Origin of the sequence: Streptomyces niger, assembly GCF_000718305.1 — a bacterium.
GTDB lineage: Bacteria > Actinomycetota > Actinomycetes > Streptomycetales > Streptomycetaceae > Streptomyces > Streptomyces niger.
This window is the reverse complement of the sequence record NZ_JOFQ01000008.1, coordinates 423,185-443,589: the sequence shown is the minus strand read 5'-3', so window position 1 is coordinate 443,589 and position 20,405 is coordinate 423,185. Positions and strand designations below refer to the sequence as shown.

Here is a 20,405-nt window from a genome sequence, read left to right as displayed (position 1 = left end):
CGGAAGGACAGACCATGGACTTCACCTTCACCGAGGAACAGCAGGCGGCCGCGGAAGCGGCCGAAGCCGTCTTCTCCGGGGTCGCCCCCGACGCCGTCCCCTCGCCCGCCCTCACCACCGGGGCGGTCGCCGACGACATCGACCGCCGCCTCTGGCACACCCTGGCCGACGCCGACCTGCTCTCCCTCTGCCTTGGCCCCGCGTACGGCGGCGCCGGGCTGGATCCCATCGCGCTCTGCCTCGTCCTGCGCGAAGCCGGCAAGGTACTCGCCCGCGTACCGCTACTGGAGACCAGCGCCGCCGCCCTCGCCCTGCAGACGTACGCCGACCCCGCCCTCCGCGAGGAGACACTGCCCCGCATCGGCCGCGGCGAACTGGTCCTCACCGTCGCCACCGCCGGCCGCACCGGCCACGAGCCCGCCGAACTGGCCGTGACCGCACACCGCGACGGCACCGACTGGACCCTGGATGGCACCCACAGCGCCGTGCCCTGGGCCCACAGCGCCGACCACTTCCTGCTCCCCGCCCACACCCACGACGGCGGCGCCGTGCTCGCGCTCGTCCCCCGCGACCACCCGGCCGTCACCCTCACCGAGCAGACCTCCACCAACGGAGAGCGCTACGCCGAGGTACGCCTCGACGCGGTACGGCTCACCGACCGCGAAATGATCACCGAGCCGGACGCCTGGGAACGGCTGCGCCGGCTCCTCACCGTCGGCACCTGTGCCCAGGCCCTGGGACTGGGCGAACGCGTACTCGCCATGACCGCCGCATACACCGGCACCCGTGAGCAGTTCGGCCACCCCGTCGCCACGTTCCAGGCCGTCGCCGTACAGGCCGCCGACCGGTACATCGACCTACGGGCCATGGAAGCCACCCTTTGGCAGGCCGCCTGGCGTCTAGGCACCGACGCAGCCGGCACCCTGCCGCCGGCGGGCGACGTCGCAGTCGCCAAGATCTGGGCCGCCGAGGGCGTACGCCGCGTCGTACAGACCGCCCAGCACCTGCACGGCGGCTTCGGCGCCGACACCGACTACCCGCTGCACCGCTACCACGCATGGGCCAAGCAACTGGAACTCACACTCGGGCCCGCACCGGCCCATGAAGAAGCCCTCGGGGACCTGCTGGCCACCCATCCACTCGGATGAGCCGTCTCCCTCGGACAGCAGGCCGGCGGGGAGCGGACCCGCGGGAACAGGCCCGCGGGAAGCAGACCAGAAAAAAGCGGCGGCGCCCCGCTCCACGTTTCACGTGAAACAGGGCGCCGCGTTTCACGTGAAACCGAGCGCCGCCGCCAACAACCTTTGGCCGGGCGTCAGATGACCGTGCCGGCCCCACCCTCGTCGGTGACCACCGGACGACCGGCGGCCTCCCACGCCTGCATGCCACCCTCGACGTTCACCGCGTCCAGGCCCTGCTGCACCAGGTACTGCGTCACCTGCGCCGAACGGCCGCCCACCCGGCACAGCACGTACACCTTGCCGCCCTCGGGCGCCTGCTCCGTCAGCTCGCCGTACCGCGAGACGAAGTCGCTCATCGGGATGTGCAGGGCACCCTCGGCGTGCCCTGCCTTCCACTCGTCGTCCTCACGCACGTCCAGCAGAAAATCCGCCGACGTCAGGGCATCGACACCAACCGAGGGCACAGAACCGAAATGCATGGCCCCGACGCTACCCGACCGGCGGCCCCGCACGCTCCGCGCTATCCGACCAGCTGCGCGAGCCGCTGCTCCCGCTCCGCGACATCCGCCAACAGCTTCTCCGCGATCTCCGCCAGCAGAGCGTCCGGATCGTCAGGCGCCATCTTGAGCATCTGACCGATCGCGCTCTCCTCCAGCTCCGCCGCGAGCGCCGTCAGCAGCTCCTTGCGCTCAGCCAGCCACTCCAGCCGCGCGTACAGCTCCTCGCTCTCGCTCAACAGCCGCTCCTGCGGAACCGGACCGGCCTCCCACTCCGCCGCAAGCTCCTGCAGCGCCCCCGCGTCACCTGCCGCGTACGCCGCATTGACCCGCACGATGAACGCGTCCCGACGCTCCCGCTCCCGCTCGTCCTGCGCCAGGTCCGGATGCGCCTTCCGCACCAGCTCCCGGTACACCTTGCGAGCCTCCTCGCTCGGCCGCACCTTCTGCGGCGGTCGCACCGGCTGGTCCGTGAGCATCGCCTGCGCCTCCGGCCAGAGCCCCTCCGAGCCCATCCAGCCGTGGAACAGCTCCTCCACACCCGGCATCGGCAGCACCGCGGCACGCAGCTCCTGCGCCCTGCGCGCGTCCTCGGGATCACCCGACCGCGCCGCGACGGCCTCCGCGATCTGCGCATCCAGCTCGTCCAGCCGCGAGTACATCGGCCCGAGCCGCTGGTGGTGCAGGCGCGAGAAGTTCTCCACCTCCACCCGGAAAGTCTCCACCGCGATCTCGAACTCGATCAGTGCCTGCTCGGCCGCCCGCACGGCCTGAGCCAGCCGCGCGGTCCCCGCGTCCTGCCCCTCGGGGCCGCCCGCCGGACCCTGCGGGCCTCCGCCACCGCCGGCTGCCTGGCCGTCCTGCCCGTTCTCCGCTTGCGAGTTCGTCACCCGGCCACCCTACGGCCCGGCTCACACTCCCGGTTCCGCGGCCATCCGGCCGTTGCGCACCGCCGCCACCAGCTCCGCGTGGTCCGCCTCCGTACGGTCCGCGTACGCCACCGCGAAAGCGGCCACCGCGTCGTCCAGCGCCTCGCTCTTCCCGCAGTACCCGGCGACCAGCCGCGGATCGACACTGTGCGCATGCGCCCTGGCCAGCAGCGCACCGGTCATCCGCGCGTAATCGTCCAGCTCGTCCGCGGGCAGCGCCGCCGGGTCCACGCTCCCCTTGCGATTACGGAACTGCCGCACCTGGAACGGCAGCCCCTCCCGGCACCCGCTCGCTGCCGGGTCCGTGGCGTACACCGTCGTCCAGCCCAGCAGCGTGTCGCTCACCACCTGCATCCGTTTCTGGCCCAGCACCACCCGCCGCGCTTCGTGCTCCACCGGCGCCGCCTCGAACCCCGCCTTCTGCACGTACGGCGCCAGCACCGACCCGCGGACCTCCTTCACCTGCAGGACCAGCGGCTCGCCACGAGGATCCACCAGCAGGACGACGTACGACCGCAGCCCCACACTGCCCGTGCCGACCACGCGGAAGGCGACGTCGTGCACGGCGTACCGGGACAGCAGCGGCAACCGGTCGTCGGGCAGCGTCCGCAGGTACCCACCGAGCGATGAGACCACCGCTGCGGCCTCCGCGTCCGGCACCCGCCGCAGCACGGGCGGCGCGTCCACGAACCGCCGCAGCACACCACCGCGACCGTCCGCCGTGCCCATCGCTCCGTCGTCGTCGGCAGTCGTGTCGGCATCCGGCACCACCTCGGTCGCCTTCGCCGCGAAGCGCGCGCTGGTGTTCTTGCGCGCCTTGTCCATGACGCGCCGCAAGGTACCGGCCAGATCCCGGGCATCGACGTGCGAGACCAGGTCCTCGTCCACGATGGCGTGCCACGCGTCGAACGCCGGCATCCGCGCCAGCAGCCGCATCGTGCGGCGGTACGCGCCCGTCACATCCCGCGCGGCTTCCCGGCAGACGTCCTCGCCGACCCCCGCCTCGCGGCCCGCCAGGACGAGCGAGGTGGCCAGCCGCTTCAGGTCCCACTCCCACGGCCCCCGCAGGGTCTCGTCGAAGTCGTTCAGGTCGATCATGAGCCGCCCGCGCGCGTCGGCGTACAGGCCGAAGTTCGCGGCATGCGCGTCACCGCAGATCTGCGCCGCGATGCCGGTGACGGGCGTGCTCATCAGGTCGTGGGCCATCAGCCCGGCCGAACCGCGCAGGAAAGCGAACGGCGAGGCCGCCATCCGCCCGACCCGTATCGGTATCAGCTCCGGAATCCGCCCGGCGCTGGACTCCTCCACCGCCGCCACGGCACCGGGGCGCTCCGCCCCGAACGCCAGCCCACGGTGCGCGGACCGTGGAACCGCCTCCCGCAACGCCTTCCCGGCAGCCTTCACCCCGGGCTCTTCCGCACCGCGCCGCGCAAAGCCACTGACGTAGGGAAGGCGAGAGGAACTCATGGGCGGGTCCTTCGGATCGGAAGGCGGAAGGGAGGAAGGAAGGAAGAGCGGGAGGGCGGGAGGAAAGGCGGGAGGGATGGTCCATCGGGTCGGGAGCGGCGGAACGGTGGGAGCAGGGCGGCGGGGCTGGGGGAGGGGTGAAACGGCACGGACGGGGTTGGCGAGGGGGCGGACTCACGGGAACTTCGCCCCCGGCAGACCCCCGGGTCCCCCTTCTCCCCTCTCCCTGCCGAACCCTTTCTCCTCGCCCCCGGGGGCCCCGCCCCCACCCCTCCCCACCCCCCACCTCACCCGCCCCATCCAGCCATCCATCCCCGCTCATTCGGTCGGATGCTGTGTGCGGAATGCCGATGGGGATGACGCTACAGACAGGTTGGGCCGGGCGGCAGGGCCTGTGGATAACTTGCGGGAGAGGCCGCGGAGCAGGCGGCTCAGACGGTTACCGACTTCTCTCTTCCCCCTCCGGCTCCCCCGGCTCCCCCTCCGGCGGGGCGTCGTGCGGCGGCTGTGCGGGCCCGGCACGGCACTCGCCACCATGCCCCAGTTGGCTTATACGACGCCCGATTTAGGTTGTAATATGCAACCAAAGCAAGGAAGGGTGAAGACAGTGGCGAAGCGAGACGACTCCGTCGGCATCATTCAGCAGGAGCTGACCGCGTTCGCGCGTCGCGCCCGCGCCACCGCGGCCCGGATGCATCCCGAGCTGTCGCTCGTCTCGTACACGCTCCTGGCGCACCTGGACGACCAGAAGGGCTGTCGCGCCACCGATCTCGCCGCACACTACCTGTTGGACAAGTCCACGGTGAGCCGGCAGATCTCCGCGCTGGAGCGGCTGGGCTACGTCGAGCGTCGCGTCGCCCCCGACGACCACCGCGTCCAGGTGCTGCACCCCACCGAACTGGGCGCCCAGGTGCTCGCCAGCGCGGGTGCGCAGCGCCGTCAGGCCTTCACCGACCGGTTGGCGGACTGGGACGACGCGGACCTGGAGCGTTTCGCCTCATACCTGCTCCGCTACAACGCGACGCAGCAACAGCTGGACTGATCTCGCCGCAGCCGGGCCGTCCCCGCAACGACGGGGGCTGATTTCGCTCCAGCCGCAGCCGAGCTGAGCTCTCGTCCCCCCACCGCCGTTCTCAACCCCTGAACCGCTCCGGGCACTGTCCGCCCTCCGCCAGGTACGTCTCGGCCCAGCGGCCGAGTTCCTTGAGCGCCGGGTCGAGGGCCAGGCCGGCAGTGGAGAGCCGGTAGGCCACGCGCAGCGGGGGTCCGGCGTCGACCTCGCGGACGACCAGGCCCGCCGAGCCCAGTTCCACGAGCCGGTCGGAGAGCATGCGCTCACTGATGCCGGGGATCGCCCGTCGGAGGTCGGCGAAGTGCACCGGGCCGGACATCAGGGTGGCCACGATCAGCCCCGTCCAGCGCTTTCCGAGCAGCCCGAAGACGCGCGTCATACCGCTGTCGACCTGCTTGCATGCCTCTCCGCCGTGTTCCGCCATGAGACCAGAGTACTGCGTTCCCGTTGGGGACTGCAAAAAAGTAAGCTACTCTGCTATTCATAGGTACATACGGTTCTTCACTACCGCCGAGGAAGGGGACGCCGGCCCACCGGCCCCGACCCCGGCCCATAGCCACCAGGAGCCCACCATGGCCACGCTGCTGCTCATCGACTCGTCCGTCTCCCCCGAAGGCGTCTCCGCCTCGCGCGCGGTGACCTCCACCTTCCGCAAGACCTGGGAGGAGCAGCACCCCGACGGCACGGTGATCTACCGCGACCTCGCCGTCGACCCGCTGCCGCACCTCGACGGCGTTGCCGCCTCGGCCGGTTTCAGCGACCCCGCCACCCACACTCCTGAGCAGCAGGCGGCGTTCGCGGTGCGGACGCAGCTCGCCGAGGAGATCGAGCAGGCGGACGCGATCGTCATCGGCGCCCCGATGTACAACTTCACGATTCCTTCGACGCTGAAGGCGTGGCTGGACCAGGCGATCATCATGGGCCGCACCGCCGGTGAGACGCCGTCCGCCAAGGGCACCCCGGTCGTCGTCGTGGCGAGCCGCGGCGGCAGCTACGCCCCGGGCACGCCGCGCGAGAGCTTCGAGCACGTGCAGAACTACCTGGAGTCCGTGCTGACCGGCGGCTTCGGTTTCGAGGTGCACTTCATCGTGCCCGAGCTCACGATGGCGCCGTCGAACCCGGCGATGGCCGAGCTGATCCCGCTCTTCGAGGCCTCTCGCGAGAAGGTCCAGCAGGAGGCGGTCACCAAGGCCAAGGAGCTCGCGGAGCGCGTGGCCGCCTGATCCGGTCCGACTTCCGAACGATTCGGGCCGGGCCGGCCGGCAGCGGTACCGCTCTACACCGCACCGCACCGCACCGCACCGCACCGGCAACGATGGGGCCGGCTTCGACAAGAAGTCGACTCCGACAAGAAGTCGGCTCCGGCATAGAGCCGGCTCCGACAAAGAGGGGGATGTGAGGTACGCCTCACATCCCCTTGCCCGTTCCGGAAACGGTACGGCTCCTACCGGAACGGTTCGTTCCACCGTGGATCGATCCGCCGCCGTAGGGCCCGTCCGACAGCCGCCCCCAGGTTTCGGACAACGAAAAACCCCCGGTCCGGATCTCTCCGGGACCGGGGGTCCTCTGTGCGCGAGGGGGGAGTTGAACCCCCACGCCCTTTCGGGCACTGGAACCTGAATCCAGCGCGTCTGCCTATTCCGCCACCCGCGCATGGGTGTTGTCGTTCGATTCTCTCACCGGTGATCCGGGGCCGTTCGGCCCGGGTCTTCGGCGGGAGCGCCTTTCGACATGGAAAACATTAGCACGCTGCGAGGGGTGCCTTCACACTCGTTCCCCGCAGGCCACCTCGCGGCCGTCCGCCGGCCGGCTCACCGACGGCTCCCTCACCAGCGCCGTGCGCCGCTCTCGAACACTCCGCGCCCGCTCGTGGCGCCCCCGCCGTGCCCCGGTTCGTACGGACCGGCCGCGCGCTGGTCACCCGCCCGGCCCCGCTGCGGGCATCCAATCCTCCCCGTCGCGTCAGTACGGCGCCCGCCGCAAAGGTCCATCCGGGCCCCGCGTACGCCCTCAACGGCCCCGCCCGCCCGGGGAGACCGGCAGTTGCGGGACACTGTCGTGCGGCCGCATCTACGATCGCAGTCAGCATCGGACGGCGAGCGTGGGCAACCTTGTGAGAGGCGACACTCGTCCTCTGGGCGGGAAAGGGGAACCAGCTGTTTTCCCGACGCGTGGATACGATCAGTAAGCAGTACAGGGACGACCCTGAAGAGGACTGAGGAAGGAGGTGCCCCGTGGGAGTACTGAAACGCTTCGAGCAGCGTCTCGAGGGCCTCGTCAACGGCACCTTCGCCAAGGTGTTCAAATCCGAGGTGCAGCCCGTCGAGATCGCGGGCGCGCTCCAGCGTGAGTGCGACAACAACGCCACGATCTGGAACCGCGACCGGACCGTCGTCCCCAATGACTTCATCGTGGAGCTGAGCGCGCCGGACTACGAGCGCCTCAGCCCCTACAGCGGCCAACTCGGCGACGAGCTGGCCAGCATGGTGCGGGACTACGCCAAGCAGCAGCGCTACACGTTCATGGGCGCGATCAAGGTCCACCTGGAAAAGGCGGAGGACCTCGACACCGGCCTGTACCGCGTGCGCAGCCGCACTCTCGCCGCCAGCACGTCACAGGCACAGCAGGGAGGCGCCGCCCCACAGGGGGCAGGCGCGGCCCGGGCCGGTCGGCCCGGCGGCGGACACGTGGGCCCGCCCCCCATGCCCTCGTCCCCGCCGCCCGGTGCGCCGCAGGCCTCGCGCCCCGGCGCCGGCCCGCAGCCGCCGGCCCAGACCCGGCGCTGGATCGAGATCAACGGCACCCGCCACCAGATCTCCCGCCCGACGCTGGTGCTCGGCCGCAGCACCGATGCCGATGTACGCATCGACGACCCGGGGGTCTCGCGCCGACACTGCGAGATCCGGACCGGATCGCCGTCCTCGATCCAGGATCTGGGGTCGACGAACGGCATCGTGGTGGACGGGCAGCACACCACCCGCGCTACGCTCCGCGACGGCTCGCGGATCGTCGTGGGCAGCACCACCATCGTTTACCGGCAAGCCGAAGGGTGAAGCGGGGGCAATGTCAGAGCTGACCCTCACGGTCATGCGGTTGGGTTTCCTCGCCGTACTGTGGCTGTTCGTCATCGTGGCCGTACAGGTCATCCGCAGCGATCTGTTCGGCACGCGCGTCACACAGCGCGGCGCCGCCCGTCGCGGGGGCCAGGAACCGCGGGGCGCACAGCGGCAGGCGGCTCCGCCGCAGCAGGCGCAGCGTCGTCAGGAGAGCGGCCGCGGCGGCAACAACCGCCAGCGCCGGGGCGCCCCCACCAAGCTGGTGGTCTCCGAGGGGACCCTCACGGGCACGACGGTCGCCCTGCAGGGCCAGACCATCACGCTGGGCCGGGCGCACGACTCCACGATCGTGCTGGACGACGACTACGCGTCCAGCCGGCATGCCAGGATCTACCCGGACCGTGACGGGCAGTGGATCGTCGAGGACCTCGGGTCCACCAACGGCACGTATCTCGATCGGACCCGGCTGACGACTCCGACGCCGATCCCGCTGGGAGCGCCGATCCGCATCGGCAAGACCGTCATCGAGCTGCGGAAGTAGTACGACAATGAGCGAGCGGAGCGAGCGAGCCGCGGCGGTCCACTCGGCCGGCCTGTGCGCGCTCCCGACCGGAGGGTGGGCAGTGTGGCGCGAGACCGGCTGTACCCCGAGCCGACGGGCGAGGTGCGCATGAGTCTGTCACTGCGCTTTGCCGCGGGATCCCACAAGGGCATGATCCGGGAGGGCAACGAGGACTCCGGTTATGCCGGCCCGCGCCTGCTCGCCATCGCCGACGGCATGGGTGGCCAGGCCGCCGGTGAGGTGGCCTCCTCCGAGGTCATCTCCACCCTCGTCCAGCTCGACGACGACGTGCCCGGTTCGGACATCCTCACCTCGCTCGGCACGGCCGTGCAGCGCGCCAACGACCAGTTGCGCGTCATGGTCGAGGAGGACCCGCAGCTGGAGGGCATGGGGACGACCCTGACCGCTCTGCTGTGGACCGGGCAGCGGCTCGGCCTCGTGCACGTCGGCGACTCCCGCGCGTACCTGCTGCGGGACGGTGCGCTGACCCAGATCACGCAGGACCACACGTGGGTACAGCGGCTGGTCGACGAGGGCCGGATCACCGAGGAAGAGGCCACGACGCATCCGCAGCGGTCGCTGCTGATGCGGGCGCTGGGCAGCGGTGACCACGTCGAGCCGGACCTCTCCATCAGAGAGGTGCGCGCCGGGGACCGGTACCTGATCTGTTCGGACGGTCTGTCGGGGGTGGTGAGCCACCAGACGCTGGAGGACACCCTCGCCAGCTACCAGGGCCCGCACGAGACGGTGCAGGAGCTGATCCAGCTCGCGCTGCGCGGCGGCGGCCCGGACAACATCACCTGCATCGTGGCCGACGTGCTGAACGTCGACGACACCGACACCCTCGCGGGCCAGCTGAACGACACTCCGGTGATCGTGGGCGCGGTCGCGGAGAACCAGCACCAGTTCGACGACGGCGCCATGCAGACCCCGGCGGGCCGCGCGGCCGAGCTGGGGCGCGGTGACGTACCCCCGCAGCAGTCCGGCGGCTTCGGCCCGCCCGGGAGCGGCGCCGAGACGGTTCCGCCGCAGGGCGCGTACGGCGCGTTCGTCGACGAGGACTACGCGCAGCCGCGACGGCGCGGCCGGTGGATCAAGCCGACGCTGATCGTCGCGCTGTGCCTGGCCGTGGTCGGCGGCGGTCTGTACGCGGGGTATCGCTGGACGCAGTCGCAGTACTTCGTGGGTGCCAAGGGCGGGCATGTGGCCTTGTACCAGGGCATCAGCCAGGACCTGGCGTGGTTCTCCATGAACAAGATCGACCAGGACCACCCGGAGATCGAACTCAAGTACCTGCCCGCCTACCAGCGGAAGCAGGTCGAGGAGACGATCGCGGTCGACAGCCGGACGCAGGCGCTGGCCAAGGTCGGCGAGCTCGGCAAGCAGGCGGGTGCGTGCAAGACCATGCAGCAGCGGGAGGCCGCTGAGCGGGAGGCCGCCCGCAAGAAGAGCGAGGGCCGGGCCGCCGGCAGCAAGCCGAACGCGACCCAGCCGAGTTCCACGGCCGAGCCGGGCAGCGCGACGAACAGCGCGAGCCCCACTCCCACGCCGTCCACCAGCAACTCCCCCTCCGCGGAGCAGCAGCGGCTGGAAAAGAATTGCAGCACCCAGCAGTGAGGGCGTAGGGGGCCGTTGATCTCATGAGCAGTACCAGCAACACCACCACCATCGGGACGATCGGAGCCCCGAGCCGCCGGAACACCGAACTGGCGCTGCTCGTCTTCGCGGTCATCATCCCGGTGTTCGCCTACATCAACGTCGGGCTCGCCAAGGAAGACACGGTGCCGGCCGGCGTGCTCGGCTACGCGCTGGGGCTCGGCCTGTTGGCCGGCGTCGCACACCTGGTCGTGCGGAAGTGGGCGCCGTACGCGGACCCGCTGATGCTTCCGGTCGCCACGCTGCTGAACGGGCTGGGCCTGGTGTTCATCTGGCGCCTGGACCAGGAGCCGCAGATCACCACGCCACAGCTGGGCGGGGCGATGGCGCCGGGTCAGCTGATGTGGTCCACGCTCGGCGTGGCGCTGTTCCTGGGTGTGTTGATCTTCCTCAAGGACCACCGTGTCCTGCAGCGCTACACCTACATCTCGATGGTGGCGGCGCTGGTCCTGCTGATCCTGCCGGTGTTCTTCCCGGCCCGCTTCGGCGCCCGCATCTGGATCACGATCCCGGGTGTGGGTTCGCTGCAGCCGGGTGAGTTCGCGAAGATCATCATCGCGATCTTCTTCGCCGGTTACCTGATGGTGAAGCGGGACGCGCTGGCGCTGGCGAGCCGCCGCTTCATGGGGCTGTACCTGCCGCGCGGCCGTGACCTCGGCCCGATCCTGGTCATCTGGGCGCTGAGTCTGATGATCCTGGTGTTCGAGACCGACCTCGGTACGTCGCTGCTGTTCTTCGGCCTCTTCGTGATCATGCTGTACGTGGCGACGGAGCGGACCAGCTGGATCGTCTTCGGTCTGCTGCTCAGCGGCGGCGGCGCGGTCGCGGTGGCCACCTTCGAGCACCACGTGAAGACCCGTGTGGACAACTGGCTGCACCCGCTGCAGCTGCTGAACGGCGGCGTCACCGAGACCGCGCAGGCCATGTACTCCTTCGGCTCCGGCGGCATCCTCGGCTCCGGCCTCGGGCAGGGCTACTCGCGCCTCATCGGCGGTATCGCGCCGAAGAGCGACTACATCCTGGCCACCGTCGGCGAGGAGATCGGCCTGGCCGGTCTGATGGCGATCCTGCTGCTGTACGGCCTGCTGATCGAGCGCGGCATCCGTACGGCGCTGGCCGCCCGCGACCCGTTCGGCAAGCTGCTGGCCGTCGGCCTGTCCGGCGCGTTCGCGCTGCAGGTCTTCGTCGTCGCCGGCGGTGTCACCGGGCTTATCCCGCTGACCGGTATGACGATGCCGTTCCTGGCCCAGGGTGGTTCGTCCGTCATCGCCAACTGGGCGCTGGTGGCGATCCTGCTCCGGATCAGCGACACCGCGCGCCGGCCGGCGCCGGCCCCCGCCCCCTCCACCGACGCCGAGATGACCCAGGTGGTCCGACCGTGAACAAGCCCCTGCGCCGGGTCGCGATCTTCTGCGGCCTGCTCGTCCTCGCCCTGCTCGTGCGCGTCAACTGGGTGCAGTTCGTCCAGGCCGACGAACTGAAGAACGACAAGCACAACCGCCGGGTGGCCATCGAGCGGTACAGCATCCCCCGCGGCAACATCATCGTCGGCGACAAGGCGGTCACCGGTTCGACCACCACCGACAGCGGCGACTTCAAGTACAAGCGGACGTACAAGGACGGCCCCATGTGGGCGCCGGTCACCGGGTACGCCTCGCAGGCGTTCGACGCCAACCAGCTGGAGAAGCTGTACGACCCGATCCTGACCGGCACCGACGACAAGCTCTTCTTCAGCCGCACGGTGGACATGTTCACCGGCGAGAAGCAGCAGGGCGGCGACGTCGTCACGACTCTCAACGCGAAGGCGCAGAAGGCCGCCTACGACGGCCTGAAGGGCAAGAAGGGCGCGGTCGCGGCCATCAACCCCGAGACCGGCGCGATCCTCGCGCTGTCCTCCGCGCCGTCCTACGACCCGTCCAGCTTCGCCGGCATGAGCGACGACGACTCCAAGGCGTACAACGGGCTGCTGAAGGCGAACAACGCCGACGACCCGATGCTGAACCGGGCGCTGCGCCAGACCTACCCGCCGGGCTCGACCTTCAAGGTCGTCACCGCGGCCGCGGCGCTGGAGAACGGCCTGTACACGGACATCGACGCGAAGACGAACTCGCCGCTGCCCTACTACCTGCCGGACACCGCGCACCAGCCGCTGAACAACGAGGGCAACATCCCCTGCAAGGACGCCAGCCTGCGCGAGGCGCTGCGGGTGTCCTGCAACAGCGTCTTCGGCAAGATCAGCGCCGACCTCGGCAACGACAAGATGATCAAGGAAGCCAACGAGTTCGGCTTCAACAAGGAGCACTTCACGCCGGTCCGCGCGGACGCCAGCGTCTACCCCAAGGACAACCGGCCGCAGAACGCCATGGCCGGCATCGGGCAGGCCTCCAACCGCGCCACGCCGCTGCAGATGGCCATGGTCGCCTCGGCGGTCGCCAACGGCGGCACGCTGATGAAGCCGTACATGGTCGACAAGCTGGTCGCGCCGAACCTGAACGTCCTGCAGCAGACCCAGCCGGAGAAGCTCAGCGAGCCGCTCAAGCCGGAGAACGCGCAGAAGCTGCAGGACATGATGGAGACGGTCGTGAAGACCGGTACCGGCCAGACCGCGCAGATCCCGGGCGTGACGGTCGGCGGCAAGACGGGTACCGCGCAGCACGGCGAGGACAACAAGGACAACCCGTACGCCTGGTTCATCTCCTACGCCAAGACCGACAAGGGCACTCCGGTGGCCGTCGCCGTGGTCATCGAGGGCTCCGACACCCTGCGCGGCGACATCGCCGGTGGCAAGCTGGCGGCGCCCGTCGCCAAGGCGGTCATGGAGGCGGTACTCGACGGCAACAAGTGACCTCGGTCATGACCGTACCGGTCGCATATCAGGTGGCGGCCGCGGCCGGGCCGCGTCAGGCGTGCCGGGTACGGTATGCCGGAACAGCACACCGCCGGACCACACACAGGTGCGGTCGGGATCGACGGAGAGGGCTGGAGTAGCTATGGAAGAGCCGCGTCGCCTCGGCGGCCGGTACGAGCTGGGCTCGGTGCTCGGCCGCGGCGGCATGGCCGAGGTGTACCTCGCCCATGACACCCGCCTCGGGCGCACCGTCGCCGTGAAGACGCTGCGCGTGGACCTGGCCCGCGACCCGTCTTTCCAGGCCCGGTTCCGCCGTGAGGCCCAGTCGGCCGCCTCGCTGAACCATCCGTCCATCGTCGCGGTCTACGACACCGGCGAGGACTACGTCGACGGTGTCTCGATCCCGTACATCGTGATGGAGTACGTCGACGGGTCCACGCTGCGTGAGCTGCTGCACTCCGGTCGCAAGCTGCTGCCCGAGCGGTCGCTGGAGATGACCATCGGCGTGCTGCAGGCGCTGGAGTACTCGCACCGGGCCGGCATCGTCCACCGTGACATCAAGCCCGCGAACGTCATGCTGACCCGCACCGGACAGGTGAAGGTCATGGACTTCGGCATCGCCCGTGCGATGGGCGATGCCGGCATGACGATGACGCAGACCGCAGCGGTGATCGGCACGGCGCAGTACCTCTCTCCGGAGCAGGCCAAGGGCGAGACCGTCGACGCGCGGTCCGACCTGTACTCCACCGGCTGCCTGCTGTACGAGCTGCTGACCGTCCGGCCGCCGTTCGTCGGCGACTCGCCGGTCGCGGTCGCGTACCAGCACGTGCGTGAAGAGCCGCAGCCGCCGAGCAACTTCGACCCCGAGATCACGCCCGAGATGGACGCGATCGTCCTCAAGGCGCTGGTCAAGGACCCGGACTACCGCTACCAGTCGGCGGACGAGATGCGCGCCGACATCGAGGCGGCGCTGGACGGGCAGCCGGTCGCGGCCACCGCGGCGCTCGGCGCCGTCGGCTACGACCAGGACCAGCCCACCGCGACGCTGCGGCCGCAGGACCCGGCGGGCGCCACCTCCATGCTGCCGCCGGTCAACCCCGACGACGGCGGTTACGGCTACGACGATCGGCCCGACCGGCGCCGGGGCGGCCAGAAGAAGAACCGCACCTCCACGATCCTGCTGATCCTGGCGGCGGTCCTGGTCCTGATCGGTGCGATCTTCATCGGCAAGGCGATGTTCAGCGGCGGCAAGTCGGAGGGCAGCTTCCCGGCGCCCAGCCTGGTCGGCAAGACCCTGGACGAGGCGCGGCAGGCCGGCCGCAACGGCGACTTCAAGGTCGTCAAGGGTGGCAGCAAGACCTGCGACAACGCCAAGAAGGGCCAGGTCACCAAGCAGAACCCGACGGCCGGCTCCGACATCGGTAAGGGCGACACGGTCACGGTGACGATGTGCACCGGCGTCGAGAAGATCACCGTGCCGGACGTCCTCGGCTACACCTTCGACAAGGCCAAGTCGATCCTGGAGGACAAGGGCTTCACGGACATCCAGCAGACGAAGGCGCAGTCCGACCAGACTCCCGGCAAGGTCATCAACCAGGACCCGCAGAGTCAGACCGAGGCCGCCAAGGACAAGACGATCACCCTGACCGTCGCGGCCGCGAAGCCGAAGACCGCGGTGCCCGACGTCACCAACAAGCCCTTCGACCAGGCGCAGAAGCAGCTGACCGACCTCGGCTTCAAGGTGGCCCGTACGGACCAGGAGTCCGACCAGCCGGCCGACACCGTGCTGTCGCAGGACCCGGCCGGCGGCAGCCAGGCCGAGAACGGCTCCCAGATCACCCTGACGGTCGCCAAGGCCGCCGAGAAGGTCCAGGTGCCCGACCTGTCCAGCCAGAAGCTCAAGGACGCCAAGAAGACCCTCACCGACATGGGTCTCGCGGTCGGCAACATCACCGGCCCGCAGGACGACAACGCCACTGTCGTGGTCTCCGACCCGATCGCCGGCACGGAGGTCGCCAAGGGCACGTCCGTGAACGTCACGACGATGCCCGGCAACGGCGGGGACGACGGCGGGGACGACGGCGGCTTCTGGGGCGGCGCCTGGGGCCGCAAGCACTGACGCCGAAGCAGGACCGGCAGCGGCCGGAACGTGAGAGGGCCCGGGGCGATCACTCGCCCCGGGCCCTCTCGCTTGCGGTGGGCGGCAGGTCTCCCGCCGCCCACCGCGGTGGCGGCTAGCGCAGTTCCTTCGGCGGGGTGCGGTCCGCGTCGACCTTCTCGGTGCGGACCAGCTCACCCCAGACGATGTAGCGGTAGTTCGAGGTGTAGACCGGCGTGCAGGTCGTCAGGGTGATGTAGCGGCCCGGCTTCTTCTTGCCGGACTCCTTCGGGACCTTGTTCAGCACGTCGACGTTGTACTTGGACGTCTCCGGCAGGGTCGCGAAGACCTTGTAGACGTACCAGCGGTCCTGCGACTCGTAGACGATCGCGTCGCCGTCCTTGAGCTTGTCGATGTTGTGGAACTTCGCGCCGTGGCCGTCCCGGTGCGCGGCGAGCGTGAAGTTGCCCGTCTTGTCCCGCGGCAGCCCGGACTTCACCGGCTCGGTGTAGTAGCCGGCGACCCCGTCGTTGAGGATCTTGCTGCTGGTGCCCTTCTTGACCAGCACCTCACCGTTCTTCATCGCGGGGACGTGCAGGAACCCGAGGCCGTCCTTGGTGTCCAGCTCCTTCTGCTGGTCCGGGCCCTTCGACTCGGCCCAGTGCCGCCGCACCTGGTCACCCTGGTGGTGCGCCGCGCGGTCGGCGAGGACGTTGGTCCACCACAGCGAGTAGGCGACGAAGAGGCCCATCACCACGCCGGCCGTGATCAGCAGCTCGCCGATGACGCTGACGACGGCTGCTATGCGGCGCCGCGCCTTACGCGGCGCGGGTCGCGACGCCGCGGCGGGCGCCCCGCCGTCATCGGTCCCCTCGACGCCCTCGACGTCCGCGTCCTGTCCGGTGGCAGTCACCGCGTGGTACCCCCTGATGGTGCTCAGCTGACGAGCGCATCCGGCTTACCCTTGCTCCGCGGCCGCTCCTCGACCATCTTGCCCCACACGATCATCCGGTAGGTACTGGTGAATTCCGGGGTGCACGTGGTCAGCGTGAGGTACCGGCCGGGCTTGGTGAAGCCGGAGCCCGGCGGGACGGGGCCGATGACCCCGACGTTGGAGGGCAGGGTCTGCGGGAGGATGCTCTCCATCTCGTACGTGTAGAAGCGACTGCGGGTCTCGACAACGATCTTGTCGCCCTTGACCAGCCGGTTGATGTAGCGGAACGGCTCGCCGTGGGTGTTGCGGTGGCCCGCCACCGCGAAGTTGCCGGTCTTGTCCCAAGGCATCGCCGTCTTCAGCTTGCCCTCGCCGTAGTGGCCGACCATGCCGTGGTCCAGGACCTCGGTCTTGCTGATGCCCTCGGCGATCGGGACCTTCACGTCCAGCTTGGGGATGTACATGATCGCGAAGCCCTCGCCGGGCGAGAACGCACCCGCCGCGCGCTTGTCGTCCTCGCCGTCCTTGTCCCACTGCTGCTGAAGATTGTTGGCGGCGCCGCCCGCCTGGTTGTGGGCCAGGACGTTGGTCCACCACAGCTGGTACGCGACGAACAGCAGCATCAGCACGCCGAGGGTGATGAACGCCTCACCCGTGATCCGGCTGACGACGACGCCGACGCTCTCCTTGCGGGCTCGCGCGGCCCGTCGTGCGGCGACCCGCGAGGTCGGCACGGGCTCGGGAGCGGTCTCGGCGGCCGGGGCGGCGCGGCGGCCGCGTTTGCCGCCTCGTTTGGCGGCCGCCTGCGCCGCTCTGCGCCGTTCGGCGCGCCCGCCGGTCGCCGGAGGCGTTGTTTCACGTGAAACAGCGTCCTCGGGCCGTTTCACGGCCTTGGGGTCCGCCTGCCGCAGCGCCATCGTCTCGTCGTCGACGGGCAGGGACGGCACGGCCGGCGCGATGACGGTGTCGGCCGCGGCGAGGGCCGCTTCGGTGTACGTGCCGTGGCCCGCCACTTCGGTGGCGGAATGGTCGTATGCCAAGGCCTGGCCAGGCGCCGGCGCCGGGTCGTCGTATGCCCGGGCGTCGTATGCCGGGACCTGGTCGAAGACGGCGGTCGGCTCGTAGGCAGCGGCAGACTGCGGATAGCCGGCGGTCTGCGGGTAGCCGGCTGGGTCTTGGGGGCCGGCCGGCTGATCGTACGGACGGGCTGCCTGGTCGTACGCGGTGACGGCCTCCTGGCCCTGCGCCGGCCCCGGCCCCAGGCCCTGGCCGTCGTCCTGGCCGGGCAGCGGGTCCGTGAGGGGATCGCCGAGCTGCCCGACGGCCGCCTCGAACGCGACGGAGTCGTCGTACGGATCGTAAGGACCGTACGACGACATGCCTTCGCGCTCGGGGCGGAGCGCGGTCACGCGCCGGCCTTGCCGACCACCGGGGCGAGCCCCGTCGAACGCTCCACAGCTCCCTTGTCACCGCACTCGACCAGCCAGTTGGCGAGCATTCCGTGGCCCCACTCGGTCAGCACCGACTCCGGGTGGAACTGCACGCCCTCGACGGGCAGTTCCCGGTGGCGTACGCCCATCACCAGGCCGGTCTCGGTCCAGGCGGTGACCTCCAGCTCGGCGGGCAGGGTGTCCCGCTCCACCGACAGGGAGTGGTAGCGGGTGGCCGTGAACGGCGAGGGCAGGCCCTGGAAGACGCCCTTGTGCTCGTGCGTCACCAGGGAGGTCTTGCCGTGCAGCAGCTCGGGAGCGCGGCCGACGACGCCGCCGTACGCCACCGCCATGGACTGCATGCCCAGGCACACGCCGAAGACCGGCACGCCGGTGTCCGCGCAGTGCCGCACCATGTCGATGCAGACGCCCGCCTGCTCGGGTGCGCCCGGGCCGGGCGACAGCAGGACGCCGTCGAAACCTCCCCCACTCTCGGCTCCGCTCGAGCGGGAGGTGCCCCCATGCACGTGCCCCGGCTCCACCTCGTCGTTGCGTCGCACCTCGCACTCGGCACCGAGCTGGTAGAGGTACTGGACGAGGTTGAAGACGAAGCTGTCGTAGTTGTCGACCACGAGGATCTTCGCGCTCATCGGACGGCCCTCATTCCCTGATCCACCGTGACGTCGTTGAAGGGGAGCAGCGGCTCCGCCCATGGAAAGACGTACTGGAAGAGCAGGAAGACGATCGCCAGCGCGAGCACGAGCGAGATCAGTGCCTTCACCCATGCGTTGCCCGGCAGATGCCGCCAGATCCAGCCGTACATGCTGTCCCTACTTGCCGATGCCAATGGTCATTTGCCCCACCAGAGTAAGGGGCGAGTCCCGGCGGTGTGGCTCAGCTGCGCAATGCGGACGGACGGCCCCCGGCCACCGGCTCGGTCGCGTCCAGGTGTGCCCAGGCGATCAGCCGGTGACTGTGCCCCCACTCTGGCTCGCAGGTCGTAAGGGTGAGGTAACGGCCGGGGCCGTCGTAGCCGGATGCGCGCGGTACGGGGTCGATGACCCCGATGTCGCCGGGCGAGGTGCGGTAGGGGCGCTTGTCGATGCGGTACGTGAACCACGTCGTGCCGTCGCTGATCACGACCGCGTCGCCGGGCCGCAGCCGCGGGAAGTCCTTGAACGGGTCGCCGTAGGTGCGGCGGTGGCCGGCGACGGCGAAGTTGCCGGTGGCGCCGAGCCGGGCGGTGCCGTCGTAGTGGCCCAGGCCCTTCTGCAGAGTGCCGGTGGCGGTGCCCTCCAGCACGGGCTTCGCCCAGTCGCCGCCGAAGCGCGGGATGTACATGACGGCGAAGGGCTCGCCGTCCCGGTAGGCGGGCTGCGGTGGCGGTCCGTCGTCCTGCGGGTCGCCCGCCCCCGGAGAGGTGGTCCCGTCCTGGGACGGGCCGCCGGGCGCGGGCGAGGCCGCGGCGACCGGACCCGTGGCCCAGCGCTCCGCCAGTTTTCCGAGCTCACCGTCCATGGCGCTGTCGGCGCGTACGCCGGTCCAGAAGAGCACGTAGACCACGAAGAGGACGATCAGGCTGCCGACGGTGAGGCACAGCTCGCTGAAGGTCCTGACGATCCACCGCACGGACATACCCGGACCCGCCCTCCCGTCACCCGACCACCGCCCCCCAAGGAGCTTCGCGCCCCTCCCTAACCGTCACCCGACCACCGCCCCCCAAGGAGCTTCGCGCCCCTCCTTACCCGCTCCGGCGCGCTCCCGCGCGCTACGGCTGCACGGGCTGTGCGTAGTGGAGCTCCACTGTGCCGGAGTAACCGGGCAGAGTCATCGTTCCGCGCGGCTCGACTTTCCAGCCGAGTCCGTAAGCATCGACGTACTGCAGGTAGTTCTGGATGGCAGGCGAGGTGTTGAGCGCGTCGGTCAGCGCCTGGCGGTCGCCCACCGCGGTGACGGTGTAGGGCGGCGAGTAGACGCGGCCCTGGAGGATCAGGGTGTTGCCGACGCAGCGGACCGCGCTGGTGGAGATCAGCCGCTGGTCCATGACCTTGATGCCTTTGGCGCCGCCCTTCCACAGGGCGTTGACGACGGCCTGCAGGTCCTGCTGGTGGATGACCAGGTCGTTGGGTTGCGGCTCGGGCACGCCGGGGATCTTGGCGGTGGCGTTGGGCGGGGCGTCGGTGAGGGTGACGGACAGGCCCTGGCCGGCCACCTTCTTCGTGCCCGCATTCTTCTCCAGCGCCTGTACCCGGGCCTTGTCGGCGTCGGTGCTGCCGTTGTCCTCGTCGGCGAGCCGGTCGACGTCGGAGCGGAGCGAGGCGTTGCGCTCGTCCTGGATCTTGTTCTTCTGGCTGTGGTCCTGGATGAGGTCCGACAGTCGCAGCATGGAATCGTCCGACCGCAGGTTGGTGCCGCGTGCGGTGTCGAAGCTGATCCAGAAGAGCAGCCCGGCGAGCGCGAAGACGGCCAGCGTCAACAGCCGTACGGGACGCAGCCGCGGACGCGGACGGCGGCCGGGGGAGTCAGCGGAATTGCTCAACGTACCCTTACTCCTTACGACGCCGCGGAAGCACTACGCTAACGGACGCCCGGGGGGAGCACCCGATCCCCGACGCCCCCCGACCGGCGCCAGCCTTTGTACATCCGCGCGGTTACGCAGCGCATCGACAGGAGAG

General features: G+C 70.1%; 19 protein-coding genes and 1 tRNA gene. 9 read left to right on the top strand and 11 right to left on the bottom strand.

The window, feature by feature from the left end:
* Positions 1-14 precede the first annotated feature (14 nt).
* Positions 15-1,148, top strand: coding sequence for an acyl-CoA dehydrogenase family protein (locus IF20_RS18450; RefSeq protein WP_052866276.1), 1,134 nt, complete (start codon positions 15-17; stop codon positions 1,146-1,148).
* Between the two features lie 167 nt (positions 1,149-1,315).
* Here IF20_RS18450 and IF20_RS18445 read toward each other — a convergent pair whose 3' ends face one another.
* Genes IF20_RS18445 through IF20_RS18435 form a run of 3 tightly spaced genes read right to left on the bottom strand, consistent with a single transcriptional unit; the run spans position 1,316 to position 4,074 of the window.
* Positions 1,316-1,660: a rhodanese-like domain-containing protein gene (locus IF20_RS18445; protein WP_110944293.1), complete on the bottom strand. Its 345-nt coding sequence runs from the start codon at positions 1,658-1,660 to the stop codon at positions 1,316-1,318.
* Between the two features lie 41 nt (positions 1,661-1,701).
* Positions 1,702-2,568 carry a hypothetical protein gene (locus tag IF20_RS18440; protein WP_234426711.1) on the bottom strand — a complete coding sequence of 289 codons (867 nt, stop codon included), beginning with the start codon at positions 2,566-2,568 and terminating at the stop codon, positions 1,702-1,704.
* 21 nt (positions 2,569-2,589) lie between these two features.
* Positions 2,590-4,074 carry a DUF2252 domain-containing protein gene (locus tag IF20_RS18435; protein WP_052866275.1) on the bottom strand — a complete coding sequence of 495 codons (1,485 nt, stop codon included), beginning with the start codon at positions 4,072-4,074 and terminating at the stop codon, positions 2,590-2,592.
* A 607-nt stretch (positions 4,075-4,681) separates the two neighbouring features.
* Here IF20_RS18435 and IF20_RS18430 point away from each other — a divergent pair.
* Positions 4,682-5,116 carry a MarR family winged helix-turn-helix transcriptional regulator gene (locus IF20_RS18430; protein ID WP_110944292.1) on the top strand — a complete coding sequence of 145 codons (435 nt, stop codon included), beginning with the start codon at positions 4,682-4,684 and terminating at the stop codon, positions 5,114-5,116.
* 91 nt (positions 5,117-5,207) lie between these two features.
* On the opposite strand, the gene IF20_RS18425 is transcribed toward IF20_RS18430, so the two are convergent.
* A complete protein-coding gene (locus IF20_RS18425) occupies positions 5,208-5,570 on the bottom strand; it encodes a winged helix-turn-helix transcriptional regulator (RefSeq protein WP_052866273.1) in 363 nt (120 codons plus the stop codon).
* 148 nt (positions 5,571-5,718) lie between these two features.
* Here IF20_RS18425 and IF20_RS18420 point away from each other — a divergent pair, with 148 nt between their 5' ends.
* A complete protein-coding gene (locus tag IF20_RS18420; RefSeq protein ID WP_052866272.1) occupies positions 5,719-6,369 on the top strand; it encodes an FMN-dependent NADH-azoreductase in 651 nt (216 codons plus the stop codon).
* A 346-nt stretch (positions 6,370-6,715) separates the two neighbouring features.
* Here the strand turns inward: IF20_RS18420 and IF20_RS18415 are convergent.
* Positions 6,716-6,799: transfer RNA gene (locus tag IF20_RS18415), tRNA-Leu, on the bottom strand.
* A 581-nt stretch (positions 6,800-7,380) separates the two neighbouring features.
* Here IF20_RS18415 and IF20_RS18410 point away from each other — a divergent pair.
* From IF20_RS18410 to pknB, 6 genes are all read left to right on the top strand, one after another.
* On the top strand, positions 7,381-8,199 hold the full coding sequence (locus tag IF20_RS18410) for an FhaA domain-containing protein (protein WP_052866271.1): 819 nt from the start codon (positions 7,381-7,383) through the stop codon (positions 8,197-8,199).
* Positions 8,200-8,209: 10 nt separating this feature from the next.
* Positions 8,210-8,743 carry an FHA domain-containing protein FhaB/FipA gene (locus IF20_RS18405; protein ID WP_052866270.1) on the top strand — a complete coding sequence of 178 codons (534 nt, stop codon included), beginning with the start codon at positions 8,210-8,212 and terminating at the stop codon, positions 8,741-8,743.
* A 129-nt stretch (positions 8,744-8,872) separates the two neighbouring features.
* Positions 8,873-10,381, top strand: a complete 1,509-nt coding sequence (locus IF20_RS18400; RefSeq protein ID WP_199896642.1) for a Stp1/IreP family PP2C-type Ser/Thr phosphatase — start codon at positions 8,873-8,875, stop codon at positions 10,379-10,381.
* A gap of 23 nt (positions 10,382-10,404) precedes the next feature.
* Entirely contained in the window at positions 10,405-11,802 is a 1,398-nt protein-coding gene (locus IF20_RS18395; RefSeq protein WP_052866268.1) for an FtsW/RodA/SpoVE family cell cycle protein, read from the top strand.
* Positions 11,799-13,265: a peptidoglycan D,D-transpeptidase FtsI family protein gene (locus tag IF20_RS18390; protein WP_052866267.1), complete on the top strand. Its 1,467-nt coding sequence runs from the start codon at positions 11,799-11,801 to the stop codon at positions 13,263-13,265. Before IF20_RS18395 ends, IF20_RS18390 begins: the two co-directional genes overlap by 4 nt.
* 145 nt (positions 13,266-13,410) lie before the next feature.
* Positions 13,411-15,387 carry a Stk1 family PASTA domain-containing Ser/Thr kinase gene (gene pknB / locus IF20_RS18385; RefSeq protein ID WP_052866266.1) on the top strand — a complete coding sequence of 659 codons (1,977 nt, stop codon included), beginning with the start codon at positions 13,411-13,413 and terminating at the stop codon, positions 15,385-15,387.
* A gap of 115 nt (positions 15,388-15,502) precedes the next feature.
* Here pknB and IF20_RS18380 read toward each other — a convergent pair whose 3' ends face one another.
* From IF20_RS18380 to IF20_RS18360, 6 genes are all read right to left on the bottom strand, one after another.
* Positions 15,503-16,279: a class E sortase gene (locus IF20_RS18380; RefSeq protein WP_110944291.1), complete on the bottom strand. Its 777-nt coding sequence runs from the start codon at positions 16,277-16,279 to the stop codon at positions 15,503-15,505.
* Positions 16,280-16,302: 23 nt separating this feature from the next.
* The gene (locus tag IF20_RS18375; protein ID WP_407702520.1) at positions 16,303-17,709 is read right to left on the bottom strand and encodes a class E sortase; all 1,407 of its coding nucleotides are present in this window, start codon (positions 17,707-17,709) and stop codon (positions 16,303-16,305) included.
* Positions 17,706-18,380, bottom strand: coding sequence for an aminodeoxychorismate/anthranilate synthase component II (locus IF20_RS18370; RefSeq protein WP_052866265.1), 675 nt, complete (start codon positions 18,378-18,380; stop codon positions 17,706-17,708). The genes IF20_RS18375 and IF20_RS18370 overlap by 4 nt, the downstream gene beginning before the upstream one ends.
* The gene (locus IF20_RS37900; RefSeq protein WP_110944290.1) at positions 18,377-18,553 is read right to left on the bottom strand and encodes a hypothetical protein; all 177 of its coding nucleotides are present in this window, start codon (positions 18,551-18,553) and stop codon (positions 18,377-18,379) included. The genes IF20_RS18370 and IF20_RS37900 overlap by 4 nt, the downstream gene beginning before the upstream one ends.
* 71 nt (positions 18,554-18,624) lie before the next feature.
* Positions 18,625-19,365, bottom strand: coding sequence for a class E sortase (locus IF20_RS18365; RefSeq protein WP_052866264.1), 741 nt, complete (start codon positions 19,363-19,365; stop codon positions 18,625-18,627).
* Between the two features lie 133 nt (positions 19,366-19,498).
* Positions 19,499-20,269, bottom strand: a complete 771-nt coding sequence (locus IF20_RS18360) for a DUF881 domain-containing protein (protein WP_052866263.1) — start codon at positions 20,267-20,269, stop codon at positions 19,499-19,501.
* Positions 20,270-20,405: the final 136 nt, after the last annotated feature.